The organism is Stenotrophomonas sp. S41, from assembly GCF_016624625.1.
GTDB lineage: Bacteria > Pseudomonadota > Gammaproteobacteria > Xanthomonadales > Xanthomonadaceae > Stenotrophomonas.
In genome coordinates this window covers 1-19,893 of sequence record NZ_JACVTV010000046.1, presented here as the reverse complement: position 1 = coordinate 19,893, position 19,893 = coordinate 1, and the positions used below count along the sequence as shown (strand labels likewise).

The following is a 19,893-nucleotide window of genomic DNA, read 5'->3' as shown; positions in this document are numbered from 1 at the left end:
GAGAAGCGGTGAATCAGCGGGCAGCCCACTGCTCAAGCACGGCGCCGTACGGCTTGATGAAGTGCTCTTCGGTGAACCTGCCCTGCTTGACCGCCAGCTGGCTGCGCTCTTCGCGGTCGTAGACAATGCGGGTGGACGAGTAGTCCTGGTGCTTCAGGCTGGGCTGGTAGACCTTGCCGGCCACCGAATTGGCGTTGTAGATCTCCGGGCGGTAGATCTTCTGGAACGCTTCCATGGTGCTGATGGTGGCGATCAGTTCCAGGTTCGAGTAATCGCCCAGCAGGTCGCCCTGGAAGTAGAACGCCAGCGGCGCGACGCTGCCCGGCGGCATGAAGTAGCGCACCTGCAGGCCCATCTTGTCGAAGTACTGGTCGGTGGGCGAGAACTCGCCCTGGCGGTACTCCACGCCCAGGATGGGATGGTGGTTCTCGGTGCGGTGGTAGGTCTTGCTGCTGGACACGCTGATGCAGATGACCGGTGCCTTGCTGAAGTTGGCGCGGTAGGCATCCGACTCCAGGAAGTGCTTGAACAGCTTGCCATGCAGATCGCCGAAGCCTTCGGGGATGCCGAACGTCGCCTTGCCTTCGTTGCTGGCCGGCAGCACGACGCTGAAGTCGTAGTCGCGCACGTAGGAGGAGAAGTTGTTGCCGACGATGCCTTCTGTACGCGCGCCGGTGTGCGTGTCGACGATGGTCGGGCGCAGCACTTCGATCAGCGGGAACGGATCGCTGCCGTCATCGCCGTCGATGTGCATCTCCACCGAAATGATGTCCAGCTCGACCGCGTAGCGATCCGCGCTGGGGTTGTCCCAGTGCGCCAGATCGTTGAAGCGGTTGTTGATCATGCCGAGGGTGTTGCGCAGGTTTTCCTGGCGCGAGGCGCCGCGGGCCAGGTTGGCGAAGTTGGTGGTGATGCGTGTGCCGTCGGCCGGCTGGTAATCCTCGTTGAACGGGATGCGCGTGATCTGGAAGGTGAAGTTGTCGGCAGTCATGGCGGTGTTCCGGTTACTTAGAGGGCGTCGGCGGTTTCAGCGGTCACGGGCGCGGGGCGATGGGACAGCGCCAGCAGGGGCAGTGCCCGCTGCACGGCCAGGCGTGCGCGCTGCAGCAGGGCCTCGTCATGCACGCGGCCATCGGCGAAATCCTTGTCGGTGGCGTAGACGCCCAGCGGCAGGGTGCGTGCCTGGAAGAAGCTGAAGAGCGGCCGCAGCTGGTGGTCGATCATCAGTGCGTGGCGCTCGCTGCCGCCGGTGGCGGCCAGCAGGGTGGGGGTGTCGACCAGGGCGTCCTGGTGGATGAAATCGAAGAAGTGCTTGAACAGGCCGGTGTACGAACCGCGGTAGACCGGGGTGGCGACCACCAGCACGTCGGCCTGCTCGACCGTGGCCAGCGCCTGTTCGGCGGCGGCAGGCAGCTGCGAGCGCCACAGGGCACCGGCCAGCTGCGGGGCCAGCTCCCCGAGTTCGACCAGGTGCGGTTCGCTGGGAATGTGCTCGCCGATCAGGTCCAGCAGGTGCTCGCACAGGGTGGCAGCCCGCGAGGGGCGCTGCAGGCCGCCGGAGACGGCGACGATACGGAGGGGGCGGTGGGGAGAAAGCATGACCCGATCCTAGTCAGGCCTTTCCATGACGTAAAATGGTTTTACTTCACACATCCATGAATGGGATTCATCGACATGCTGGAACGAATCCACCTGAGCATCGTGCAGCAGGTCGAACTGCAGGGTTCGCTGACCGCTGCCGCCGGCGTGCTCAACCTGACCCAGTCGGCGCTGAGCCACAGCATGAAGAAGCTGGAACAGCAGCTGGGCACCGACGTCTGGCTGCGCGAGGGCCGCAGCCTGCGGCTGACCCAGGCCGGCCAGTACCTGCTGGCGGTGGCCAACCGGGTGCTGCCGCAGCTGGACCTGGCCGAAGAGCGGCTGGGCCAGTTCGCCCAGGGCGAGCGCGGCTCGCTGCGCATCGGCATGGAGTGCCACCCCTGCTACCAGTGGCTGCTGAAGATCGTCTCGCCCTACCTGGCCTCGTGGCCGGATGTGGACGTGGACGTGAAGCAGAAATTCCAGTTCGGTGGCATCGGCGCGCTGTTCGGCTACGAGATCGACCTGCTGGTGACACCGGACCCACTGCTGAAGCCGGGCCTGACGTTCGTGCCCGTGTTCGACTATGAGCAGGTGCTGGTGGTGGCCAGGAACCACCCGCTGGCCAAGGTGGAGTACGTGAAGCCGCGGCAGCTGACCCAGGAAGTGCTGATCAGCTACCCGGTGCCGTTCGAGCGCCTGGACATCTACAACCAGTTCCTGCTGCCGGCCGGGGTCACCCCGCGCCGCCACAAGGCCATCGAAACCACCGACATCATGATGCAGATGGTGGCCAGCGGCCGCGGCGTGGCCGCCATGCCGCGCTGGCTGGTGGAGGAGTATGCGGCGCGGATGGACGTGGTGCCGGTGCGGCTGGGGGCCAAGGGCATTCCCAAGCAGATCTACCTGGGCGCGCGCGAGGCCGACACCGCCATCGATTACCTGCAGGCCTTCGTTGAACTGGCGCGGAGCAGCTCCATCGCCGGCGCGCCGCGCGGGGCCGAGTGATGCCTGCAGCAACCGTGCAGGGCGCGCGCGCCTTCATCGATGCCTGTTCGCTGGAAGTCAGTGCGAAAGCCATGCCCGCGCTGCGCGCCGAGGCAGGCCGCATCGCCCCGGGAACCACGATCTCGATTCCCTATCTCGCCAGCGAAGACGACGACGCGCGGCTGGCCGCGGCACGCACCGTGCGCGAACTGGGGCTGCAGCCGATGCCGCACCTGTCCGCGCGGCGCATCGGTTCGCAGGCGGCGCTGGAGCACTTCATCGCCCGTGCGGTGGGCGAGGCCGGTGTCGAGCAGTGCCTGCTGATCGCCGGTGACCTGGCCACGCCCGCCGGTCCGTTTGCAGACAGCGCGGCAATCATCGAAACCGGCCTGCTGGAACGCGCCGGCATCAAGGTCGTTGCCGTGGGCGGGCACCCCGAGGGCCATCCGGTGATGGACGCTGCCGGGCGCTGGCAGGCACTGGAACGCAAATGCCAAGCCATCGAAGCGCGCGGCATGGCGCCGAAGATCATCACCCAGTTCGCCTTCGATGCCGACATCGTGCTGGCCTGGCTGGATGCGCTGCGCGCGCGCGGCATCGGCCACCCGGTGCTGGTGGGCGTGCCCGGGCCGGCCAGCGTCACCCGGCTGCTGCGTTATGCGGCGATGTGCGGCGTGGGAGCCAGCGCCTCGATGCTGGCACGGTACGGGATCTCGATCGGCCGGTTGCTGGGCACCGCCGGGCCGGATGTGTTCGTGGATCGCCTGGTGGGGGGACTGACCGAAGCACACGGCCAGGCGAGCCCGCACCTGTTCCCGTTCGGTGGCATCGCGCCGTCGCTGGACTGGGTGGCGCAGTACCGGCGGCGCGCGGGTTCGCAGCAGCGCTGAAACCGCGCAGGCACAGAACAAGGCGCACCCGATCGGCCGCCTCGGCAAGCCGGAAGAAATCGCAGGGGGCGTGGTTGTCCTTGCGTCGTCGGCGGCCAGCTTCATGACCTGCGACGAGCTGGTGATCGACGGCGGCTTCAGTCAGGTCTGAATCAGCCAGGTCTGAACGCGCGTGCCATGGCGGACTGCGGTTCGCCATGGCAACGCTGCAACGCGGATCGAACAGGCCTTACTTGCTTGCCGAGCGCGAACCCTTCTCGTCGCTGTGTTCGGCACGGCTCTGCGCGAACGCGGGGAAAGTCTTCTCCAGCGAATCCTTGTCCGGCAGCACGTAGAACACGCCGCCCTTCTGGAACGTGGACTCGACGACCTGCTCGTAGAAATTGGGGCTGACGTTGATGCAGCCGTGGGTGACGCGGTTGTCATCCGGGGTCGGCGTTGCCAGGCGTTCGGCGCGCTTTTCCTTCGGCGTGCCCGGCGGCAGCGGGTGCATCGAGACTGCCGAATCGTAGTCCACCCACAACACGCGGCCGGCGTCGTCGGACGGGCCGTAGCCACCAATGAAGCGGCCGGCGGGGGTCGTGCGGTCGTGGCCGGGAATCGCGCTCAGCGCGACCTTGGCAACGTTCGGTGCGGAATGATCGCCCTTGGCCGAACCAAACAGCGCCGGGGCCGCGCCACGCAGCTTGCCGTCACTGCCGAAGATCAGCACCTGTGCGGCGGCCTTGTCCATGATCGCGAACGGATAGCCTTCGCTGTCCTTGCTGGCGACCACCCAGCCTGCGAGTTCGATCACCGTCTCGGACACTTCCTGTCCTTCCGGCAGTTCATCGACGGCAGCGGTGGGTTGCGTAGCGGCATCCTTGGCGCCCTTGGCGCTGGCCACGCCGGTACCGGCCAGTGCCAGCGCAAGGGTCAGCGCGACGCAGGCGGTGCGGATTGCGGGGGATGAGTGCGTACGAATGGCACGGTTCCTCGAATGAATACGGTGACTCAAGGGAACCAGTGGCCGGGGGAGACCACTGGTTCCCGGTTCAGCTTAGCCGCGCGGGGTACGGCGGGGGGCCGATTCGAGCTGCTGGACGCGACCTTCGATCTGGTCGAGACGCTGGTTGGCCTGCTGTGCGGACTGGTTGGCGGACTCGGCGCTCTGCGCCGCGCCCTGGACCTTCACGTCAAGCGCGTCGAGACGCGTGTTGACCTTCGCGAAGTCTTCTTTGTAGCTGGCGCACGCGCCGAGGCTGAGGGCAAGGATTGCCACGCCGAGGGGACGAGCGATCTTCAGGTGCTGCGTGGAAAGGGTCATTGCATTCCCTCCTTCGTCTGGGGAGTCTGGAATATAGCGGGCTTTTTGTTAGTTCCATGAATGCCTTTTCAGCTGCAGTTCGCGGACGTGCAGACACTGTGAAGAGCGCGCAGTCATGTTCGATTTGCCGCGAATTCAGCTGTCTGAGCCGGGCATGTGCTAGCCGCTTCCACCCCTGAATGAGCGCAGTGTTCGTTGTGCGGTGTCAGTGCATCGCGCGGATGCATCACGCCGTGCGCGCAGAAACGTGATCGTGCATTTGTGGCAAGCGGAGGCCGCTGATAGCCTGATTCGCTGATGATCGATCAGCGGGGCGGTGGCATGGCCGGGCAGGAGACGGTGGCTTCAAGCCGGTAACCGCCGGGGAAATCCGCAGGCAGCGGCTGGCCTGCAAGATGGTCCTGCACGGGTTCGATGGCGCCCGTTTTTCCAGCACCGCCTTTCGCTTCGAAGTCATCGCTGACGTCGATGACCGACTGGTCACCGCGGACCAGTTCCAGCACAGCTGCGTCGTTTGAAACGGCGGCCAGGTAGTAGCGCCCCACGATCAGTTTCGGATTGCAGCATTCGATCGAATAGGTGACGCCGGATGCCTTCGGCGTGGCGCCTTTAAGTGTGCGGACCACGTTGATGCGGCCGCTCAAGGTGCTGTACCACGGCTCCCCGTCGGCGACCTCGAGCGACATGAGCCGGAACACGTAGACGTGGCTGGCGCGGTCCAGGTTCTGCACGAACGTGGGTGCATCCGGCTGCGGGCAGGCGAAGGCCACCATGGGTGATGCGGCCAGCGAAAGGAGAAGTGCCAACGTGGTCGTGGTGGTCTTCATTCGACCACGCTCAGCTTTACCTGGGCACCTTCGGGCAGCCCATCGATCTGTTGCGCCATGCTGCCCGACGCGCCGATCAGTTCGGCCAGTGGCACCGTGGCGAGATTGCCGCCGCCGTACTCACCGCCCAGCGCGCCGGGAATCTTCAGGCAATACGCATGGCCGGGCTGCAGCGTGCCGAGGCGCTCTTCCGCCTGCTGCACCAGCGCGGCCATGTACCAGTCCTGCAGGAAATCCTGATCGCGCGCGAGTGCATCGAGTTCGGCGCGCGACTGGGCGATGACCGTGCAGTAGAGATCTTCCGGGCACAGCCGCCAGTAGCGGCCGCCGTGGTCCTCGATCATCAGGTTGCCGAACGGGTTGTCGCCGACGATCTGCGCCGGCGCGATGCCGGTCCAGCCCCAGGCATCGGTGACGAGGGTGATCAGATCCGTGGACATTGAAGCGCGCTCGCTGGTTCCAGTGGTCATTCTAGCGACGCGCCGCCCCGCGGACGAAGCACGCCGGGAGGTGGCCGATGAACAAACGCGCCTGCCTACGCCCTCGGCGGAAAGGCCTGCACGCCACGTTTGCTATCATGCGCGCCGATGGCCGCCCGCCAGATGCCGATCGTGCGCCCGCGCGCGTTCCTTCTTCGAAAGAGGACGCATCTGCGGCCAGTCGCAGCGAAACCTTGCCCGGCCAGGCCCCTGCCAGCCGGGCCCCCGTACAGATCGAACAAGGAAAGCCGGCCGCTGCCTGCGGCCGTAATACATGAATTCACCTGCAACTTCGCGTCCCGGGTTGATCCCGGTGCTGGCCCTCCTGCTGGTCGGCCTCAACCTGCGCCCCGTGCTGGCCGTGGTCAGCCTGCTCACCGATTCCATCCGTGCCAGCAATGGCATGAGCTTCGAACAGATCGGCTGGCTCACCAGCCTGCCGATGATGGCCATGGGCCTGATCGCCATGGCCGGCGGCCTGGTCTATCGCATGGGCTATCGGCGCGGCGTGGCCATCGGCCTGGCCCTCACGGCCGCCTCGGCGCTGGCCAAGCTGGCCTCGCATGAACCGCTGTGGCTGATGGGTTCCAGCGTGGCCGCGGGCCTGGGCATCGGCATCGTGCAGTCGCTCATCCCCGGCTACATCAAGACCCGCTTCCCGCACCGCGTCGACCTGCTGATGGGCCTGTACGTGAGCATGATCATGGGCGGCGCGGCACTGGCGGCGGCCAGCGCATCGGCCCTGCTGCACTGGCTGGAATGGCAGGGCACGATGGCGTTCTGGGCGGTGCTGGCCATCGCCGGCATCGCGCTGTGGCTGCCCAGCAGCGGCCACGCCGATGCGCCGTCCACCGGCAGCTCCGTCAAGGCAGCCACGTCCTCCGCATTCCGTCCCTGGCAGCACGGGCGCACCTGGTTGCTGGTCGCGCTGTTCTGCGTGTCCAGCAGCTGCTACACGCTGTGCCTGGCGTGGATCGCGCCGTACATGATGGAAGCGGGCGTGCGCGCCAACGAGGCCGGCTTCATGCTGGCCGCGTTGAGCCTGTCCGAGGTGGCCGGTGGCTTCCTCGTCTCCTGGCTGGCCCCGCGCTTCCGTGACCGCCGCGTGCTGCTGGCGCTGTTCCTGGCGGCCACCGCGCTGACCTACGTGCTGATCGGCGTGGCGCCGATGTATGCCCCGTGGCTGATGATGTGCCTGCTCGGCCTGTCGATCGGCGGCCTGTTCCCGATGACCCTGATCCTGGTGATGGACCACTGCAGCCAGCCAGCCAAGGCGGGCATCCTGGTGTCCTTCGTGCAGGGCGTGGGCTATCTGGTCGGCGGCATCCTGCCGTTCGTGGCCGGTTCGATCCGCGACACCGTGGGCAACCTCAGTGTCGCGTGGGTGGCGATGGCCTGCGTGACGGCCGCAGCGCTGGTGCTGGCGGCACGGGTAACGCCGGCCAGCGCCGCGCGCTTCGACGCGCGCTGATCGTGCATGATGCAGCGGCGTGGCGTCTGGCCACGCGCTGCCAGGGAAGGTGAATCAATGGATGGGATGCCGGCGCGACAGATCCGCGCGCAGTACGACGACCGCGTGATCCGTGTGTACCAGGCCTACTCCGATGCCATCGCCGACAGTGCGCTGGAGCGGCAGACCTTTGTCGCGCCGCCGTTCAAGATGGAGCGGATGACGTGGATCAAGCCGTCCTTCCTCTGGATGATGTATCGCGCCGGATGGGGCGAAAAGGAGGAAGGCCAGAAGCGGATCCTGGCAGTCGACATCCGTCGCGAAGGCTTTGAGTGGGCGCTGACCCATGGCTGCGACAGCCGTGCCGAACCCGGGATGGATGCGGCGGCGTGGGAGCAGCTCAAGGCTCGTTCCCCGGTGCGCATCCAGTGGGATCCCGAGCGCGATCTGCTGCTGCGGCCGTTGCCCCACCGCGCGATCCAGATAGGTCTGGGCAGGGAGGCGGTGCGTGCCTATGTCGATGAATGGATTCAAGGCATCACCGATGTGACGGCGCAGGCACACGCCATCCATGCGCTGGTGAAGGCCGGAAAGATGGAGGAAGCGCAGTCTGCGCTGCCTCGCGAGAGGGCCTATCCTTGGGGTTAGGCCCCGCCGGTCAGCCTTCGTCGAAGTAACGGCGGCGATCGCGCGACCACTGCTCGATGTCCGCCTGTGAATCCTCGGCCAGGCACTCTTCGATGTAGTCAGCGGCTTCGTCGGCGTCTTGCAGCTGCAGGTACTCGATGGTCTGCCCGACACCGGCGCCCACCATGTTCTCGACATCGAAGCCGCAGCCGGTATCCATGTTCAGATGCTTGGCGGCCCACATCGGCTCGACGTCACGCAGGTCTGCCACATGGAACAGCAGATACGCGCACCAGTAGAGGTTCTCGAAGTACGGCTGGTCGCCTTCGCTCTGCCTGTACTCCATCTCCCGGCGGAAGATCTCCTGCAGGAGTGGCTGATGCTGCTTCGCATCCTCCGGGAGGATGTTGCGAAGTGCCTGTTCCCGCGCGGAAGGAGAGCCGATATCAACGTCTTTCATGGATCGAATCGGGCGGAAGACGGGCCAGCGCTGGATGCTAGCAGGAAGACCGGTGTTCCCTTGGAGCGTGGGGAAATGGCGTGGCCACTGCTTCGAGAGAGTTCCCTGAACAGCAACTTCATTCATGTACTGGTCAGTTCAATATTCAGGGTCGATTTCATCAGCAAACGGATAATTCACACCTGTCGACCGCCTCTTCTCTCCCTCTCTCCCGGGGAGGCGGCCGGCGAAACCAAAAATAATTAAAGGTGTGTCCCGATGAACAAGAATTCGCTGCTCGCCCTGGGTCTGCTGGCTGCCCTGCCGTTCGCTGCATCGGCTGCCGATGGCCTGTCGTACAACTACGTTGAAGGCGGTTACGTGAACACCGATGCCAAGGGCGGCGACGCTGATGGCTGGGGCGTCAAGGGCTCGGTTGCCGTGCACCCGAACTTCTCGGTCTTCGCTGATTACAGCAAGCAGGAAACCGACACCTTCAAGAACGACGTTGACCAGTGGCGCATCGGCGCCGGCTACAACTACGGCATCGCACCGAACACCGACCTGGTGGCTCGTGTTGCGTACCAGAAGTTCGACCTGGAGCATGGCCTGGACTTCAACGGCTACTCCACCGAAGTGGGCCTGCGCACCGCGTTCAACCCGTACCTGGAAGGCTACGCGCTGGCCGGCTACGAGGACTACAGCAAGAAGCACGGCGTCAACCCGGAAGGCGAGTTCTACGGCCGCGTCGGCGCCACCGCCAAGTTCACCCCGAACTGGGGCCTGAGCGGCGAAGTGAAGCTGGCCAAGGCCGGCGACCGCGAGTGGTTCGTGGGCCCGCGCTTCACCTGGTAATAAGCAGTACTGCAGTAGAAAAGCGTTACCGGCGTGTGCTCTCTCTCTCTCCCGCACGCCACCCGAAGCCCGGCCTCGCGCCGGGCTTCTTTTTTGGCGCAGACCGCGCTCCAGCAGAGCCACGCCATGCGTGGATGCTCTTCGCACCGCGCGTGGCGCTGCGGTCAAGCCTCCACCAGCCCCAGCCGCAACAGGCTTTCGGCCGTCGCCACGATGGCGTCCTCACGCGAACGCGGTGCCCAGCCCAGCAGGCGCTGCGCCTTTTCGCTGGTGGCATTCATCGTGCGGCCCAGCAACGGCACCGAACCGCGCAGCGCCGGATCCTTCAGTGCACCCAGGCGCACCACCCAGTTGGGGATGACCCGGGTGCTGACCTTGTCGGCCGCCGCGCCCATGCGCTGCTTCAGGACCTGCGCCACTTCACCCAGCCACAGGCTGTCGCCGGCGATGGCGATGAAGCGCTCGCCGTTGGCCGCAGGATGGGTCATCGCGCGCAGGTGCAGGTCGGCGACGTCGCGGACATCGACGAAACCGCAGTTGATCTTCGGCGAACCCTTCTGCCCCTGCAGCAGGTTGCGCACCAGGCGGATGGAGTGTGAGTAGTCGCCGCCCAGCACCGGGCCGAGCACGGCCGTGGGATTGACCACCGACAGCTGCAGGCCGTTGCCCTCGCGTGCGATGAACTCCCACGCCGCGCGCTCGGACAGCGTCTTGGACTTCTGGTACAGCCACACATCGCCGGACAGGTCGCTCCAGTCGGTTTCGTTGAACGGCCGGCCGATGTCGCCGTGGCCGGCACAGATCGCGCCGAACGCGGAGGTAAGCACGACCCGCTGCACGCCGGCATCGCGCGCGGCACGCAGCACGCGCAGGTTGCCGTCCACCGCCGGACGCACCCATTGCTCCTCGCTGGTCTGTTCGCCGGTGGGCGTGGGCGAGGCGCCATGCATCACATGGCTGCAGCCGGCAACGGCTTCGGCCCAGCCCTCGTCGCGGCCGAGGTCGGCCACCACGAAGCTGAGGCGATCGCCCGGTTCGGCGCCGCCGACCTTCAGTTGCTGGCGCACCTCCGCCTCGCGCGACAGCGAGCGCACGGTGGTGCGGACGTCGTAGCCCGCTGCCAGCAGGGCCAGGATGCAGTGCTGGGCGATGAAGCCGGTGCCACCGGTCACCAGGACGGTCGTTTTCATGGGAACTCTCCAGATACGTGGGGGATGGGCAAGCCACACCGACGGGGATCCGGCGGTGCAGGCGGCTATGTCTACAGCTGTATACAGGCGTTGCCTGCCATTGTCTACAACTGTATACTTAACGCATGAACACGCCTGCCACGCCGTCCTCCGGCAAACCCCGCCCCCGTGACGCCGAAGCCACCCGCGAGGCGATCCTGGTCTCTGCCCGCCGGGCGTTCGCCCAGTCCGGCTATGACGGGGCCGGGGTACGTGAGATCGCCGCAGGGGCCGGGGTGACGGCGATGATGGTCAACCGCTACTTCGGCTCGAAGGAGCAGCTGTTTGCCGAGGTGGTGGAGAACACCATGACCCAGGGCAGCCTGATTGCCGGCGGCATCATGGACCAGCCGGAACCGGGCAAGGCGCTGGCGCGTGCGCTGGTGAAGATGACCCGCGCCGATGCCACGCCGATGGACGGCTTCCTGATCACCTTCCACTCGGCATCGAGCCCGTTGGCGGCGGAGATCGGCCGCGACAAGATCGCCGCGCATCACCTCAAGAGGGTGGCCGCCTCACTGCGGGGCACGCTGCCGGCCGAGCGCGCCGCGCTCATCCTGGCGATGATTTCCGGCTTCCAGGTGATGCGGCAGATGATCGCGCTGCCGGCCCTTGCCGACGCCGACGAGGACGAACTGGCCGAGCTGCTGGGCGCGGTGTTCGAGCGGTTGATCAGGTTGCCCGCAGCCGAGCCGAGGGATCAGTCCACCGCCGTGCCATAACTCTCGGCGAGGATGGCCTTGTACTCGGCCAGTGACGGCAGGCCCATCGCGCTGCGCCGCGCGTCCAGGCCGGGCATGTCTTCGGTGGGGCGCAGGCGCATCACACCATCCTCGCCCCGCACGAACTGGCTTCCGTAGCGCTGCGGCTTGCCCTGGGCCACCAGCACGCGGTCGGTCAGCAGGGCTACGTCGGCACGGTCGGCTTCACCCGTTCTGGCGGCGAGTTCGATCAACGGCAACACCTCGGCCTGGAAGGCAGGATCCTGGTCGGCGTGCTGCACCAGCAGCCATGCGGCCTTGGCGCCATCACGACCGACCTTCGATCGCGTCGGCCAGCCCTTCGCAGCAATCACGGTCTTCAACCATTGCGCATTGGCCTTGGCCACGGGTGCGGTGTCTTTGAATGCATCGGCGCCCCCGGCCGCGATCGCGGCGTGCTGCGCGGCCTGGTCGCGAGCTTCGCGATCCAGCAGTTCCCTGCGCAAGGGTTCATCCATCAGCGCGGCACGCTGTTTCTGGGTCGCTTCCGCGCGCGCCAGCATCTGCGTCCATTCCGGTTCGGCACGCAGGGCATTCAGGCCGGGGCGATCCTTGTGCAGCAGATCATCGAGGGGAAGGCGGTCCTGGCCGAGCAGGGCGACGGCGAAGGCCATCGCCGCGGGATGGTCGCCGGCGGCGGCAGTGCACTCGACCAGCAGCAGCTCGCCGCCGTCGGGAAAGCTTGCCCCGTTGCGATACATCGCGCCGAGTGTATCGGCGCAGCCCTTGAAGTCGTCGTTGCCGTAGCGCTGCACTGCGTCGAAAAAGCTGCCGGTGTCGGCGGCGCAGGCGCCGTTGGCCGTGCCCAGCAGCAGCGCAAGCAGTGCCGGCGCCAGGCGGGTCATGCGGATCGATGCCATCGTGTCTTCCTCCATGAAGGGGCGCAGACCCTGTCAGCACAGGCATCCGGCCAGGTAAGCGCAGTGTGCCAGCGTTGGCCGCTACGCGCCTGCCTGCGCCACAATGCGCCATGGCCTTCGATCCCAGCGCAACCTCCCTTGCCGGCACTGGTGCGGCTTACCAGGAGCACCCTGCGCCGGCCGCGCTGCGCGGCGCCTTCGGCCAGCTGTGGCAGAGCCAGTTGGATGCCGATGCCAGCGGCAGCATCACCGTGCTGCCCGATGGCTGCGTGGACATCCTGTGGCGGAACGGCGTGCTGTTCGCTGTCGGTCCCGACCGCGTTGCCGCGCACCCGCAGCTGGCGCCGGGGGCACAGGTACTGGGCGCGCGCTTCCAGCCGGGGCAGGCCCAGGCCGCGCTCGGTATTTCGTTAGCAGACATGCTGGGCCAGGCGATTCCGTTGGCCGAGCTGAAGGGCCGTTGGGCCAAGGATGTGGCCGATGCAGTGGGCGATGCACCGCCACACCGGCGCATGCAGCGGTTGGCGACCCTGCTGCACCCCCACATGGGGCAGCCGACCGATGACCTCGCGGCACGACGGGCGAAGGCCCTGTTCCATGGTCTGGCCGAGGGCAGCAGCATCGACGCTCTCGCCGAGCACCTGGACCTGCACCCGCGATCGCTGCGCCGCCTCAGCCAGCAGCAGTTCGGCTACGGGGCGAAGACCCTGCAGCGCATCCTGCGCCTGCAACGCTTCCTGCGCGGCTGCCGCAGCGATGCGACGTTGGCCATGGCCGCGCGTGCTGCAGATGCCGGCTATGCCGACCAGGCCCACCTCTCGCGGGACGCGCGTGAACTGGCCGGGATGACGGCCACTGCCCTGTGGCTGCAGTGGACACGCTGACTGTCCGTTTCGTTCAAGACCCTGCGCCGCTGCTGGTCGATGCTGCGCGCTCCCAGCAGGAGCGCCACCATGAGCCACACCCCTGACCGCGACGCCGAGCGCCGCATCGACAACATCGAGTTCAACGTCGCCGACATCGCGCGCAGCAAACACTTCTACGCGCAGGTGTTCGGTTGGCGCTACACCGATTACGGCCCGGCCTACACCGAGTTCGACGATGGTCGCCTGAAGGGCGGCTTCGTGGCCGACGCGCCGGTGCGTGCGCAGGGCGGAGCGCTGGTCATCCTCTACTGCGCCGATCTGGCCGCGGCCGAACAGCGCGTTCTGGCAGCCGGAGGTGACGTGGTACAGCCGGTGTTCGCTTTCCCCGGTGGCCGCAGATTCCACTTCCGCGATCTGGATGGCTACGAGCTGGCAGTCTGGAGCGACATGGACTGAAGCGTGCGGTAGCGCCACGCCGCGCGGGGCTGCTTCCCCATCCACGCATGGCGTGGATCTACTGCAGTTGTGCCTCCAGCTCGGCCAGACGGTCCAGCCGGTGCTGCCGGCGGCGGCCAGCCCATGCGCCAGCCAGTGCCACCACCACCACGACTGCGCCGTTCAAACGCAGGTTCAGCGCCCAGGTCTGAGGCGGCAGTGCACCGGGGGTGTCGGGTCCCGCCTGCATCGCGGTGAGCGCCATCCACACCAACCCCGCCCAGACTGCCAGGGAAAGCCAGATGTTGACCCGCCAGATCTGCATCGAGATGCGCGCGCGCTGGCGCTCGAACGCCAGCAGTGCGGCCGGAGCCAGGCCGCGGCTGCGCCACTGTCGCCGCCGCTGCACGAAGATCCAGCCAGCCACGGCCAGCACGAACGCGATCAGGCCCCACAGCAGACCATGCTCGATCAGCTTGCGCGGATCGAGCAGGGCGCGGACGCAGTTGGCCACGGCCACCACGGTGATCAGCAGTTCAATGGCCGATCGCAGGCGGATCCAGCGGCTGCGACGCTCCGCCTCGCGCTGCAGTGCGGCCACATCCACCGCAGGTGGGGCGGGCTGCTGCTGCCACAGGGCCTGCAGGTCGCTCCACTCCGGGTTGTCGGTTGCCGGTTTCATCGGGTGCCTCCCATCCGCTCACGTAGTTGCCGGCGTGCGCGGCTCAGGCGCTGGGCAACGGTGTTCTCTTCAAGGGCCAGTGCCTGGCCGATCTCGCGCTGCGAAAAGCCCTCCAGGGCAAGAAGCACTACCTGGCGCAGGCCCAGTGGCAGCTGCTGTACCGCCCGCAGCAGGGTGTCCTGCTGCTGGGCACGCGCGGCCTGCTGCTGAGGGTCTGCATCGGGATCGGGAAGGTGGTCGTCCAGCGCGCTGCCGCGATGGCGCTGCTCACTGGCCAGTGCATCCATCGCACGGTTGTGCGCCACCCGCGCGATGAAGGCGCGCAGCGTGCCTTCCTCGCCACGCCAGCGTGGCAGCGCCTGCCACAAGGCGATGCTGATCTCCTGCAGCAGATCGTCGCGACGCGCCGGCTCGCGCGCGTAGCCGCCGGCCATGCGTGCGAGCAGGGGCCAATGCGCCTGCAGCACCTCTGCGATGTCGATGGACTGCGTCCTGCCCACCCGCGCTCCTCAGCCGATGCCGTCCGCGAAGGCGTCGCGGTAGATCCAATAGGATACGTAGCCGAGAAGCAGCAGGGGCAGCAGCAGCCACGGCTGGTACGGAAGCGCCAGCAGCAGCACCGCATTGAGCAGCAGGTAGGCACCGAGCGGACGCCAGCCTTCGCGCAGCAGCCGCAGGTTGTCGCGCAGGGCAGCCCGTGCAGGGATGCCATCCAGCAGCGCACGCGGCAGTGTGGTCAGCAGCAGCATGCCCAGCGGCAGGCCGCTGGCCAGCACCAGGGCGATCTGCAGGCGAGTGACCGTGGTGGCCAGCACCGCGCTGTCACCCAGAGCGAAGGCACCCGCGGCCGCAGGCCCGGCCAGCACGCCGGCCATAGCCACCTGGCCGGCGAAGACCACTGCCGAGAGCAGCGCCAGTACCGCGACCGTCGCGGGACGTGCACGCAGCCGGCGGCCAGCCTGCAGCGGCGCGAAGCGCCCACCGCGGACGAACTGATCCAGCATCAGCAGGGCCCACATCGATACCACTGGCACCACCAGCTTGGACACCACGACGCCGGCGACCGGCACGCCCAGCTGCAGCACGAGTTCCACCAGCATCGGCAGCAGCGCCAGCAGGAACAGCCGCAGCGGTGCGCGCCGCAGCATGCCCGCGCTGCGCGCAAGCCAGTGCAGGAGGTGACCGGTGGGCCAGCGGCGGCTTGGTTGAGTGGTGGTGGCAGCGATGTCCGGGGCGTGCATGCGGGCTCCAAGCGGCGTGTAGTGATGATTGAAGACGCCGCCGGCGGGAAAAACCTGACATCGATCTGCACCGCTCCCACGCTCCAGTAGAGCCATGCCATGCGTGGATGCTCTCCCCAGCCACGCATGGCGTGGCTCTACTGCAGCTCCACCATCTGCAGGGGGCTTCCGCTAGAATCGCCCGCACTTCGCCCCGCGCGACGCGCCCGCCCCACGCCAGCAGGATGTACCGTGAATTCCCAGCCCGCACCGATCACCGCCCTCAACCACACGCTCGACAACGAGCCGCAGCAGATCACCGCGCCGTTGACCCACTCGGCCGCGTTCCTGGTGCTGAAGGTGAAGGACGATGCAGATTCCATCGCCAAAGTGCGCGAGGTGCTGGGCAGCAGCGATGACCTGATCAAGAACACTGCCATCCGCGATATCGAGCGCACCTTCACCTGCAACGTGGCCATCGGCCACCGCGTGTGGGAAGCGGTGGTGGGCAGCACGCCGCCGCGCGAGCTGAAGCCGTTCCGCGAGATCAAGGGCGCGACCCACACCGCCGTGTCCACCCCGGGTGACCTGCTGTACCACGTGCGCGCGCGCACCATGGACCTGATCGTCGCCTTCGAGCGCAACCTGCTGATGGCCTTCGGCGATGCCGTGGAGACGGTGGACGAGGTGGCCGGCTTCCGCTACTTCGATGGCCGTGACCTGCTGGACTTCGTCGATGGCACGGCCAACCCGGAAGGGCTGTCGCTGCCGGAAGCCACGATCGTCGGCGATGAAGACCCCGACCATGCCGGCGGCAGCTACGTGGTGGTGCAGAAGTACCTGCACAACCTGGATGCCTGGCGCGCGCAGAAGACCGAAGCCCAGGAAGCGATCATCGGCCGCACCAAGCACGACAACATCGAGCTGGACGATGCCCCGGCTGACGCGCAGAAGTCGCACAAGACGCTGTGCACCATCGAGGATGCCGATGGCGAGCACGAGATCCTGCGTGACAACATGCCCTTCGCCAACCCGGGCCGCGGCGAGTACGGCACCTACTTCATCGGCTACACGCGCCGCCTGTGGGTGATCGAGCAGATGCTCGAGCGCATGTTCATCGGCAACCCCGCGCCGCTGCACGACCGGATCCTGGATTTCTCGACTGCCACCACTGGCGTCACCTTCTTCGCGCCCTCGCGCAGGGTGCTGGCCGACCTGGGGTAGATCCACGCCATGCGTGGATGAGCGTATCCAGTAGATCCACGCCATGCGTGGATAGCGTGGCCAGTAGAGCCACGCCATGCGCGGATGACCGCGCGCAACGCAGTCGAGCAAGCTCGACTCTACCGCTGCTCGCGCGCCGCAGCACTCCACGCACGCAGGCCGAACACCGCCAGGCCGAGGAAGAACACGTACAGCGCCGCGGTCACATGCAGTGACTTGAACAGGTACGTGCCCACGTAGACCACGTCCACCGCGATCCACACCCACCAGCACGCCACGTGGCGGCGCGCCTGCCACCACTGCCCGACCAGGCTCAGCGCGGTCAGCATCGCATCCAGCCACGGCAGCGCCGCATCGGTGAAGCTGTGCATGGCCGTGCCCAGGGCGATGCCACCGCACAGGCCGATGGCCACGTCGCGCAGCGCCTTGCCGCGCGCCAGCGGCACGATGCGGATGCTGCCTTCGTCGGCGGCATGCTGGCGCCAGTTGATCCAGCCGTAGACCAGGAAGCCACCGAAGGCGACCTGCAGCAGCGTGTCCGAATACAGCTTGGCCTCGGCGAACACCGCGCCGTACAGCGCCACCGACAGCAGGCCCACCGGCCACGCCGCCAGCCGACGCCGGGCCATCAGCCAGACGCCGAGCACGCTGCACAGCGCGCCGGTCCACTCGAGCAGGACGCCGCTCACAGCGCGAACGTCACCGACAGGCGCGCCTGTCGCGGTGCACCGGGGAACAGGTAGTAATCACCGCCGCTGCTGCCGGTATCGCGCCAGTAGAAGCGGTTGAACACGTTGTCCACCGACAGGTTCCAGGTCACCGCACGCTCGTGCAGGCGATGCTGGAAGCGCAGGCCGGCATCGAACACCGAGTACTCCGGGGCACGCACGCTGCCATCGGCGCGGGCCACATTGGAAGAGGCATAGCGCCAGCCACCGGTCACATCCAGGCCCTGCACGAAGGGCAGCGCATAGGCCAGGTGCACGCTGGCCCGCACCTTGGGCACGTTCACCAGCTGGTGGCCCTCATACGCCGGCGTACCTGCATCGTGTGCGCGCGCCTGCAGCACGCTGGCGCTGGCGACGATCTGCAGCGCATCGGTCAGCTGGCCGTTGGCGGTCAGTTCCAGGCCGCTGTGGGTCTGCGTGCCCTGCTGCACGAAGGTGTAGCCTGCCTCGCTATCGTCCGGCTGGGCGAACTGGTACGGCTGGGAAATGCGGAACAGCGCCGCGCCGAGGGTCAGTGCTTCCACCGGCACGTACTTCACGCCCACTTCCAGCTGGCGCGACTGCACCGACGGCAGGAACTCATCGGCGTTGGTGGTCCAGAACGGCGCCTCCTGGCCCAGCGAGATGCCGCGCACGTAGCTGCCGTAGATGTTGAGCTGGTCATTGGCCTTCCACACCAGCGCGGTCTGCGGCAGGAAGCGCGACAGGCGGCTCTGCCGCTGCAGGGCGCCACGCTTGTCATAGGCACGCTCGTCCAGGCGCACGAAACGGCCACCGGCCAGCCACTGCCAGTCATCACCGAAGCTGATGCGGTCCAGCGCGAACACGGCGGTCTGGCGGCTGTCCAGGCGGCGCGCGGATGGGCCCGGCTGCAGCGGCGAGGGCTCGTACGCCGGTACCTGTGCATCGTGGATGTTGGCGCTGCCCACGTATTCGTTGACGCTGGGGCGGCGATCGACGGTGCGGCGGAAATAGTCGGCGCCGACGGTCAGCTCGTGGCCGACGCTGCCGGTGTCGAAACGGCCGCGCAGTTCGGCGCGCGCCTGCTGGTTGCGGCGGGTGTCGTCCGGGCTGCGGTAATCGTAGATGTCGTAGTCGCCATTGGGCGCGAAGTAGTTGCCCGGCGTGCTGCCATCGGCGCACTGCGCGGTGTAGTAGCAGCCGTAGGCGAAGGCCACGTTGTCATCGATGACCGAACGGCTGTAGCCCACCGACACGCGCGACTGCCAGCGCTCGTTGAAATCGTAGGTGTGCAGGGCGGTGATGTTGGTGCTGGCGATATCCACCGGGCGCTGCCAGGGCTGGTAGCCGAGCAGGTGCTTGCGGTCGACGCCGCGCGGCAGTTCGCTGGCGCCCAGCAGCTGGTAGCCGGACACCGAGCGCTGCGTGCTGGTCTGGTAGTTGGCATCCACTTCCAGCTTGCCGCGTTCGCCGATGAACCAGTCAGCGGCCAGCGAGTAGAAATTGCGGTTGCCGTCGGCGTGCTCGACGTAGGAATTGCTGGCGTCCCAGGCGGCATTGAGGCGCACGCCGAATCGCGGCGTGATCCAGTGGCCGACATCCGCCGCGACATAGCGCGAGCCTTCCGAATCGGTGCCCAGGGTGACGGTGCGCACTTCGGCCGGGCGCTTGCCCACGTAATTGATGATGCCGCCCGGGGCCATCACGCCGGCAGCGAGGCCGGCTTCACCCTTGAGGATCTGCACTTCCTGCACGTTCTCCAGGGCCAGGCGCTGTTCGCCGGCGATGGCCAGGCCGTTGAAGCGGTAGCCGGTGGCCGCGTCCAGGGCGAAGCCGCGGATGGCGATGTTCTGGTAGTAGCCGACCGGTGCGTAGGCATCGCCCAGCGAGGCATCGTTGCTGGCCAGCTCGGAAAGCGAACGCACCTGGCGACGGTCGAGGTAATCGCGGTCGAGCACGTTCACCGAGGCCGGCGTGTCCTTCCAGCTGCCGCCGCCGAAGGCATTGGCGCGCGAGGTATCGGCTGCGGGTTTTCCGGCCTGCACGCGCACGGCGGCCAGCTCGGTCGGCGAACGTTCGGCGCCGGAGGCGTCCACGTCGGGGGATGCCTCGGCAGCGCTGGCATGCAGCGGCAGGGCGGCGCAGAGGGCAAGGGCGAGCAGGGTGGGGCGCAGGCAGCGGTTCATTCGGTTCGTCTTCTGACAGCAAGGGAGACGAAGCGACGGCGCACGGACGCACCTGCCCGGAACGGGGGTGCGACTGCTGCTCAAAGCTCCCTACGCCGGTGCAAACCGGATCAGGTTCCAAGGGACTCTCTCAGCCTGGCAATCCAGGCACCCCCGCTTCAGATGGCCATTTCACTACAAATGGTGGCGATTTGCGAGCCAGGGGGGAACGAGGGGTCAGAGCCCTTTCCTGCGGAAAGGGATCCGACCCCCTCGCAGGACCTGGGGTCAGACCCCTTTCCGCAGGAAAGGGCTCTGACCCCA

The 19,893-nt window shown here is 67.1% G+C and carries 24 protein-coding genes and 1 riboswitch; of the genes, 10 read left to right on the top strand and 14 right to left on the bottom strand.

Going from position 1 to position 19,893, the window contains the following annotated elements:
* Positions 1 to 13 precede the first annotated feature (13 nt).
* Entirely contained in the window at positions 14 to 991 is a 978-nt protein-coding gene (locus IAE56_RS11470) for a DUF1852 domain-containing protein (protein ID WP_200752641.1), read from the bottom strand.
* 17 nt (positions 992 to 1,008) lie between these two features.
* Entirely contained in the window at positions 1,009 to 1,599 is a 591-nt protein-coding gene (msuE, locus tag IAE56_RS11465) for an FMN reductase (protein ID WP_108767301.1), read from the bottom strand.
* A 75-nt stretch (positions 1,600 to 1,674) separates the two neighbouring features.
* Here msuE and IAE56_RS11460 point away from each other — a divergent pair, with 75 nt between their 5' ends.
* Genes IAE56_RS11460 through IAE56_RS21300 form a run of 3 tightly spaced genes read left to right on the top strand, consistent with a single transcriptional unit; the run spans position 1,675 to position 3,606 of the window.
* On the top strand, positions 1,675 to 2,586 hold the full coding sequence (locus tag IAE56_RS11460) for a LysR family transcriptional regulator (protein WP_200752640.1): 912 nt from the start codon (positions 1,675 to 1,677) through the stop codon (positions 2,584 to 2,586).
* Positions 2,586 to 3,455 (top strand): methylenetetrahydrofolate reductase, encoded by an 870-nt coding sequence (locus tag IAE56_RS11455; RefSeq protein ID WP_200752639.1) that lies wholly within the window; start codon positions 2,586 to 2,588, stop codon positions 3,453 to 3,455. Before IAE56_RS11460 ends, IAE56_RS11455 begins: the two co-directional genes overlap by 1 nt.
* Entirely contained in the window at positions 3,388 to 3,606 is a 219-nt protein-coding gene (locus IAE56_RS21300) for an SDR family oxidoreductase (protein ID WP_200752638.1), read from the top strand. Before IAE56_RS11455 ends, IAE56_RS21300 begins: the two co-directional genes overlap by 68 nt.
* Before the next feature lie 78 nt (positions 3,607 to 3,684).
* Here the strand turns inward: IAE56_RS21300 and IAE56_RS11445 are convergent, their stop codons facing one another.
* From IAE56_RS11445 to IAE56_RS11430, 4 genes are all read right to left on the bottom strand, one after another.
* Complete coding sequence (locus IAE56_RS11445) at positions 3,685 to 4,374, bottom strand: L,D-transpeptidase (protein ID WP_234456032.1); 690 nt, start codon at positions 4,372 to 4,374, stop codon at positions 3,685 to 3,687.
* 120 nt (positions 4,375 to 4,494) lie between these two features.
* Positions 4,495 to 4,761: a hypothetical protein gene (locus tag IAE56_RS11440; RefSeq protein WP_079224744.1), complete on the bottom strand. Its 267-nt coding sequence runs from the start codon at positions 4,759 to 4,761 to the stop codon at positions 4,495 to 4,497.
* Between the two features lie 305 nt (positions 4,762 to 5,066).
* Positions 5,067 to 5,588, bottom strand: a complete 522-nt coding sequence (locus tag IAE56_RS11435; RefSeq protein ID WP_200752637.1) for a hypothetical protein — start codon at positions 5,586 to 5,588, stop codon at positions 5,067 to 5,069.
* Entirely contained in the window at positions 5,585 to 6,028 is a 444-nt protein-coding gene (locus tag IAE56_RS11430) for a T6SS immunity protein Tdi1 domain-containing protein (protein ID WP_200752636.1), read from the bottom strand. The genes IAE56_RS11435 and IAE56_RS11430 overlap by 4 nt, the downstream gene beginning before the upstream one ends.
* A 352-nt stretch (positions 6,029 to 6,380) precedes the next feature.
* On the opposite strand from IAE56_RS11430, the gene IAE56_RS11425 reads away from it, so the two are divergent.
* Both IAE56_RS11425 and IAE56_RS11420 read left to right on the top strand, forming a co-directional pair.
* Positions 6,381 to 7,538, top strand: coding sequence for an MFS transporter (locus IAE56_RS11425; RefSeq protein WP_200752635.1), 1,158 nt, complete (start codon positions 6,381 to 6,383; stop codon positions 7,536 to 7,538).
* A 57-nt stretch (positions 7,539 to 7,595) separates the two neighbouring features.
* Complete coding sequence (locus IAE56_RS11420) at positions 7,596 to 8,165, top strand: DUF4291 domain-containing protein (RefSeq protein ID WP_200752634.1); 570 nt, start codon at positions 7,596 to 7,598, stop codon at positions 8,163 to 8,165.
* Between the two features lie 10 nt (positions 8,166 to 8,175).
* Here IAE56_RS11420 and IAE56_RS11415 read toward each other — a convergent pair whose 3' ends face one another.
* Entirely contained in the window at positions 8,176 to 8,604 is a 429-nt protein-coding gene (locus IAE56_RS11415) for a hypothetical protein (protein WP_200752633.1), read from the bottom strand.
* A gap of 258 nt (positions 8,605 to 8,862) precedes the next feature.
* On the opposite strand from IAE56_RS11415, the gene IAE56_RS11410 reads away from it, so the two are divergent.
* A complete protein-coding gene (locus IAE56_RS11410) occupies positions 8,863 to 9,438 on the top strand; it encodes an Ax21 family protein (protein ID WP_200752632.1) in 576 nt (191 codons plus the stop codon).
* Positions 9,439 to 9,602: 164 nt separating this feature from the next.
* Here IAE56_RS11410 and IAE56_RS11405 read toward each other — a convergent pair whose 3' ends face one another.
* A complete protein-coding gene (locus IAE56_RS11405; protein ID WP_200752631.1) occupies positions 9,603 to 10,628 on the bottom strand; it encodes an aldehyde reductase in 1,026 nt (341 codons plus the stop codon).
* Between the two features lie 125 nt (positions 10,629 to 10,753).
* Between IAE56_RS11405 and IAE56_RS11400 the strand changes: the two genes are divergently transcribed.
* Complete coding sequence (locus IAE56_RS11400) at positions 10,754 to 11,389, top strand: TetR/AcrR family transcriptional regulator (protein ID WP_200752630.1); 636 nt, start codon at positions 10,754 to 10,756, stop codon at positions 11,387 to 11,389.
* Here IAE56_RS11400 and IAE56_RS11395 read toward each other — a convergent pair.
* On the bottom strand, positions 11,368 to 12,288 hold the full coding sequence (locus IAE56_RS11395; protein WP_200752629.1) for a DUF6624 domain-containing protein: 921 nt from the start codon (positions 12,286 to 12,288) through the stop codon (positions 11,368 to 11,370). The genes IAE56_RS11400 and IAE56_RS11395 overlap by 22 nt on opposite strands.
* Before the next feature lie 110 nt (positions 12,289 to 12,398).
* On the opposite strand from IAE56_RS11395, the gene IAE56_RS11390 reads away from it, so the two are divergent.
* Positions 12,399 to 13,172 carry a DUF6597 domain-containing transcriptional factor gene (locus IAE56_RS11390; protein ID WP_200752628.1) on the top strand — a complete coding sequence of 258 codons (774 nt, stop codon included), beginning with the start codon at positions 12,399 to 12,401 and terminating at the stop codon, positions 13,170 to 13,172.
* Positions 13,173 to 13,241: 69 nt separating this feature from the next.
* Positions 13,242 to 13,610, top strand: a complete 369-nt coding sequence (locus IAE56_RS11385; protein ID WP_200732278.1) for a VOC family protein — start codon at positions 13,242 to 13,244, stop codon at positions 13,608 to 13,610.
* A gap of 58 nt (positions 13,611 to 13,668) precedes the next feature.
* Here IAE56_RS11385 and IAE56_RS11380 read toward each other — a convergent pair whose 3' ends face one another.
* Genes IAE56_RS11380 through IAE56_RS11370 form a run of 3 tightly spaced genes read right to left on the bottom strand, consistent with a single transcriptional unit; the run spans position 13,669 to position 15,512 of the window.
* Positions 13,669 to 14,271 carry a hypothetical protein gene (locus IAE56_RS11380; RefSeq protein WP_200752627.1) on the bottom strand — a complete coding sequence of 201 codons (603 nt, stop codon included), beginning with the start codon at positions 14,269 to 14,271 and terminating at the stop codon, positions 13,669 to 13,671.
* Positions 14,268 to 14,771 (bottom strand): sigma-70 family RNA polymerase sigma factor, encoded by a 504-nt coding sequence (locus IAE56_RS11375; protein WP_254051363.1) that lies wholly within the window; start codon positions 14,769 to 14,771, stop codon positions 14,268 to 14,270. The genes IAE56_RS11380 and IAE56_RS11375 overlap by 4 nt, the downstream gene beginning before the upstream one ends.
* 9 nt (positions 14,772 to 14,780) lie before the next feature.
* The gene (locus IAE56_RS11370; RefSeq protein WP_200752626.1) at positions 14,781 to 15,512 is read right to left on the bottom strand and encodes a hypothetical protein; all 732 of its coding nucleotides are present in this window, start codon (positions 15,510 to 15,512) and stop codon (positions 14,781 to 14,783) included.
* Positions 15,513 to 15,743: 231 nt separating this feature from the next.
* On the opposite strand from IAE56_RS11370, the gene IAE56_RS11365 reads away from it, so the two are divergent.
* Positions 15,744 to 16,715, top strand: coding sequence for a Dyp-type peroxidase (locus IAE56_RS11365; RefSeq protein ID WP_200752625.1), 972 nt, complete (start codon positions 15,744 to 15,746; stop codon positions 16,713 to 16,715).
* 119 nt (positions 16,716 to 16,834) lie between these two features.
* Here IAE56_RS11365 and pnuC read toward each other — a convergent pair whose 3' ends face one another.
* Together pnuC and IAE56_RS11355 are read right to left on the bottom strand one after the other, a co-directional pair.
* On the bottom strand, positions 16,835 to 17,392 hold the full coding sequence (gene pnuC, locus IAE56_RS11360) for a nicotinamide riboside transporter PnuC (RefSeq protein ID WP_200752647.1): 558 nt from the start codon (positions 17,390 to 17,392) through the stop codon (positions 16,835 to 16,837).
* Positions 17,393 to 17,400: 8 nt separating this feature from the next.
* The gene (locus tag IAE56_RS11355) at positions 17,401 to 19,590 is read right to left on the bottom strand and encodes a TonB-dependent siderophore receptor (RefSeq protein WP_200752624.1); all 2,190 of its coding nucleotides are present in this window, start codon (positions 19,588 to 19,590) and stop codon (positions 17,401 to 17,403) included.
* Between the two features lie 70 nt (positions 19,591 to 19,660).
* Positions 19,661 to 19,755: riboswitch (TPP riboswitch) on the bottom strand.
* Positions 19,756 to 19,893 lie beyond the last annotated feature (138 nt).

What these genes read in the sequence shown, in the direction of transcription:
- IAE56_RS11470 (WP_200752641.1), bottom strand. Translation starts at nt 991, where the DNA reads ATGACTGCCGACAACTTCACCTTCCAGATCACGCGCATCCCGTTCAAC.
- msuE (WP_108767301.1), bottom strand. Translation starts at nt 1,599, where the DNA reads ATGCTTTCTCCCCACCGCCCCCTCCGTATCGTCGCCGTCTCCGGCGGC.
- IAE56_RS11460 (WP_200752640.1), top strand. Translation starts at nt 1,675, where the DNA reads ATGCTGGAACGAATCCACCTGAGCATCGTGCAGCAGGTCGAACTGCAG.
- IAE56_RS11455 (WP_200752639.1), top strand. Translation starts at nt 2,586, where the DNA reads ATGCCTGCAGCAACCGTGCAGGGCGCGCGCGCCTTCATCGATGCCTGT.
- IAE56_RS11440 (WP_079224744.1), bottom strand. Translation starts at nt 4,761, where the DNA reads ATGACCCTTTCCACGCAGCACCTGAAGATCGCTCGTCCCCTCGGCGTG.
- IAE56_RS11435 (WP_200752637.1), bottom strand. Translation starts at nt 5,588, where the DNA reads ATGAAGACCACCACGACCACGTTGGCACTTCTCCTTTCGCTGGCCGCA.
- IAE56_RS11430 (WP_200752636.1), bottom strand. Translation starts at nt 6,028, where the DNA reads ATGTCCACGGATCTGATCACCCTCGTCACCGATGCCTGGGGCTGGACC.
- IAE56_RS11420 (WP_200752634.1), top strand. Translation starts at nt 7,596, where the DNA reads ATGGATGGGATGCCGGCGCGACAGATCCGCGCGCAGTACGACGACCGC.
- IAE56_RS11415 (WP_200752633.1), bottom strand. Translation starts at nt 8,604, where the DNA reads ATGAAAGACGTTGATATCGGCTCTCCTTCCGCGCGGGAACAGGCACTT.
- IAE56_RS11410 (WP_200752632.1), top strand. Translation starts at nt 8,863, where the DNA reads ATGAACAAGAATTCGCTGCTCGCCCTGGGTCTGCTGGCTGCCCTGCCG.
- IAE56_RS11405 (WP_200752631.1), bottom strand. Translation starts at nt 10,628, where the DNA reads ATGAAAACGACCGTCCTGGTGACCGGTGGCACCGGCTTCATCGCCCAG.
- IAE56_RS11400 (WP_200752630.1), top strand. Translation starts at nt 10,754, where the DNA reads ATGAACACGCCTGCCACGCCGTCCTCCGGCAAACCCCGCCCCCGTGAC.
- IAE56_RS11395 (WP_200752629.1), bottom strand. Translation starts at nt 12,288, where the DNA reads ATGGCATCGATCCGCATGACCCGCCTGGCGCCGGCACTGCTTGCGCTG.
- IAE56_RS11390 (WP_200752628.1), top strand. Translation starts at nt 12,399, where the DNA reads ATGGCCTTCGATCCCAGCGCAACCTCCCTTGCCGGCACTGGTGCGGCT.
- IAE56_RS11385 (WP_200732278.1), top strand. Translation starts at nt 13,242, where the DNA reads ATGAGCCACACCCCTGACCGCGACGCCGAGCGCCGCATCGACAACATC.
- IAE56_RS11380 (WP_200752627.1), bottom strand. Translation starts at nt 14,271, where the DNA reads ATGAAACCGGCAACCGACAACCCGGAGTGGAGCGACCTGCAGGCCCTG.
- IAE56_RS11370 (WP_200752626.1), bottom strand. Translation starts at nt 15,512, where the DNA reads ATGCACGCCCCGGACATCGCTGCCACCACCACTCAACCAAGCCGCCGC.
- IAE56_RS11355 (WP_200752624.1), bottom strand. Translation starts at nt 19,590, where the DNA reads ATGAACCGCTGCCTGCGCCCCACCCTGCTCGCCCTTGCCCTCTGCGCC.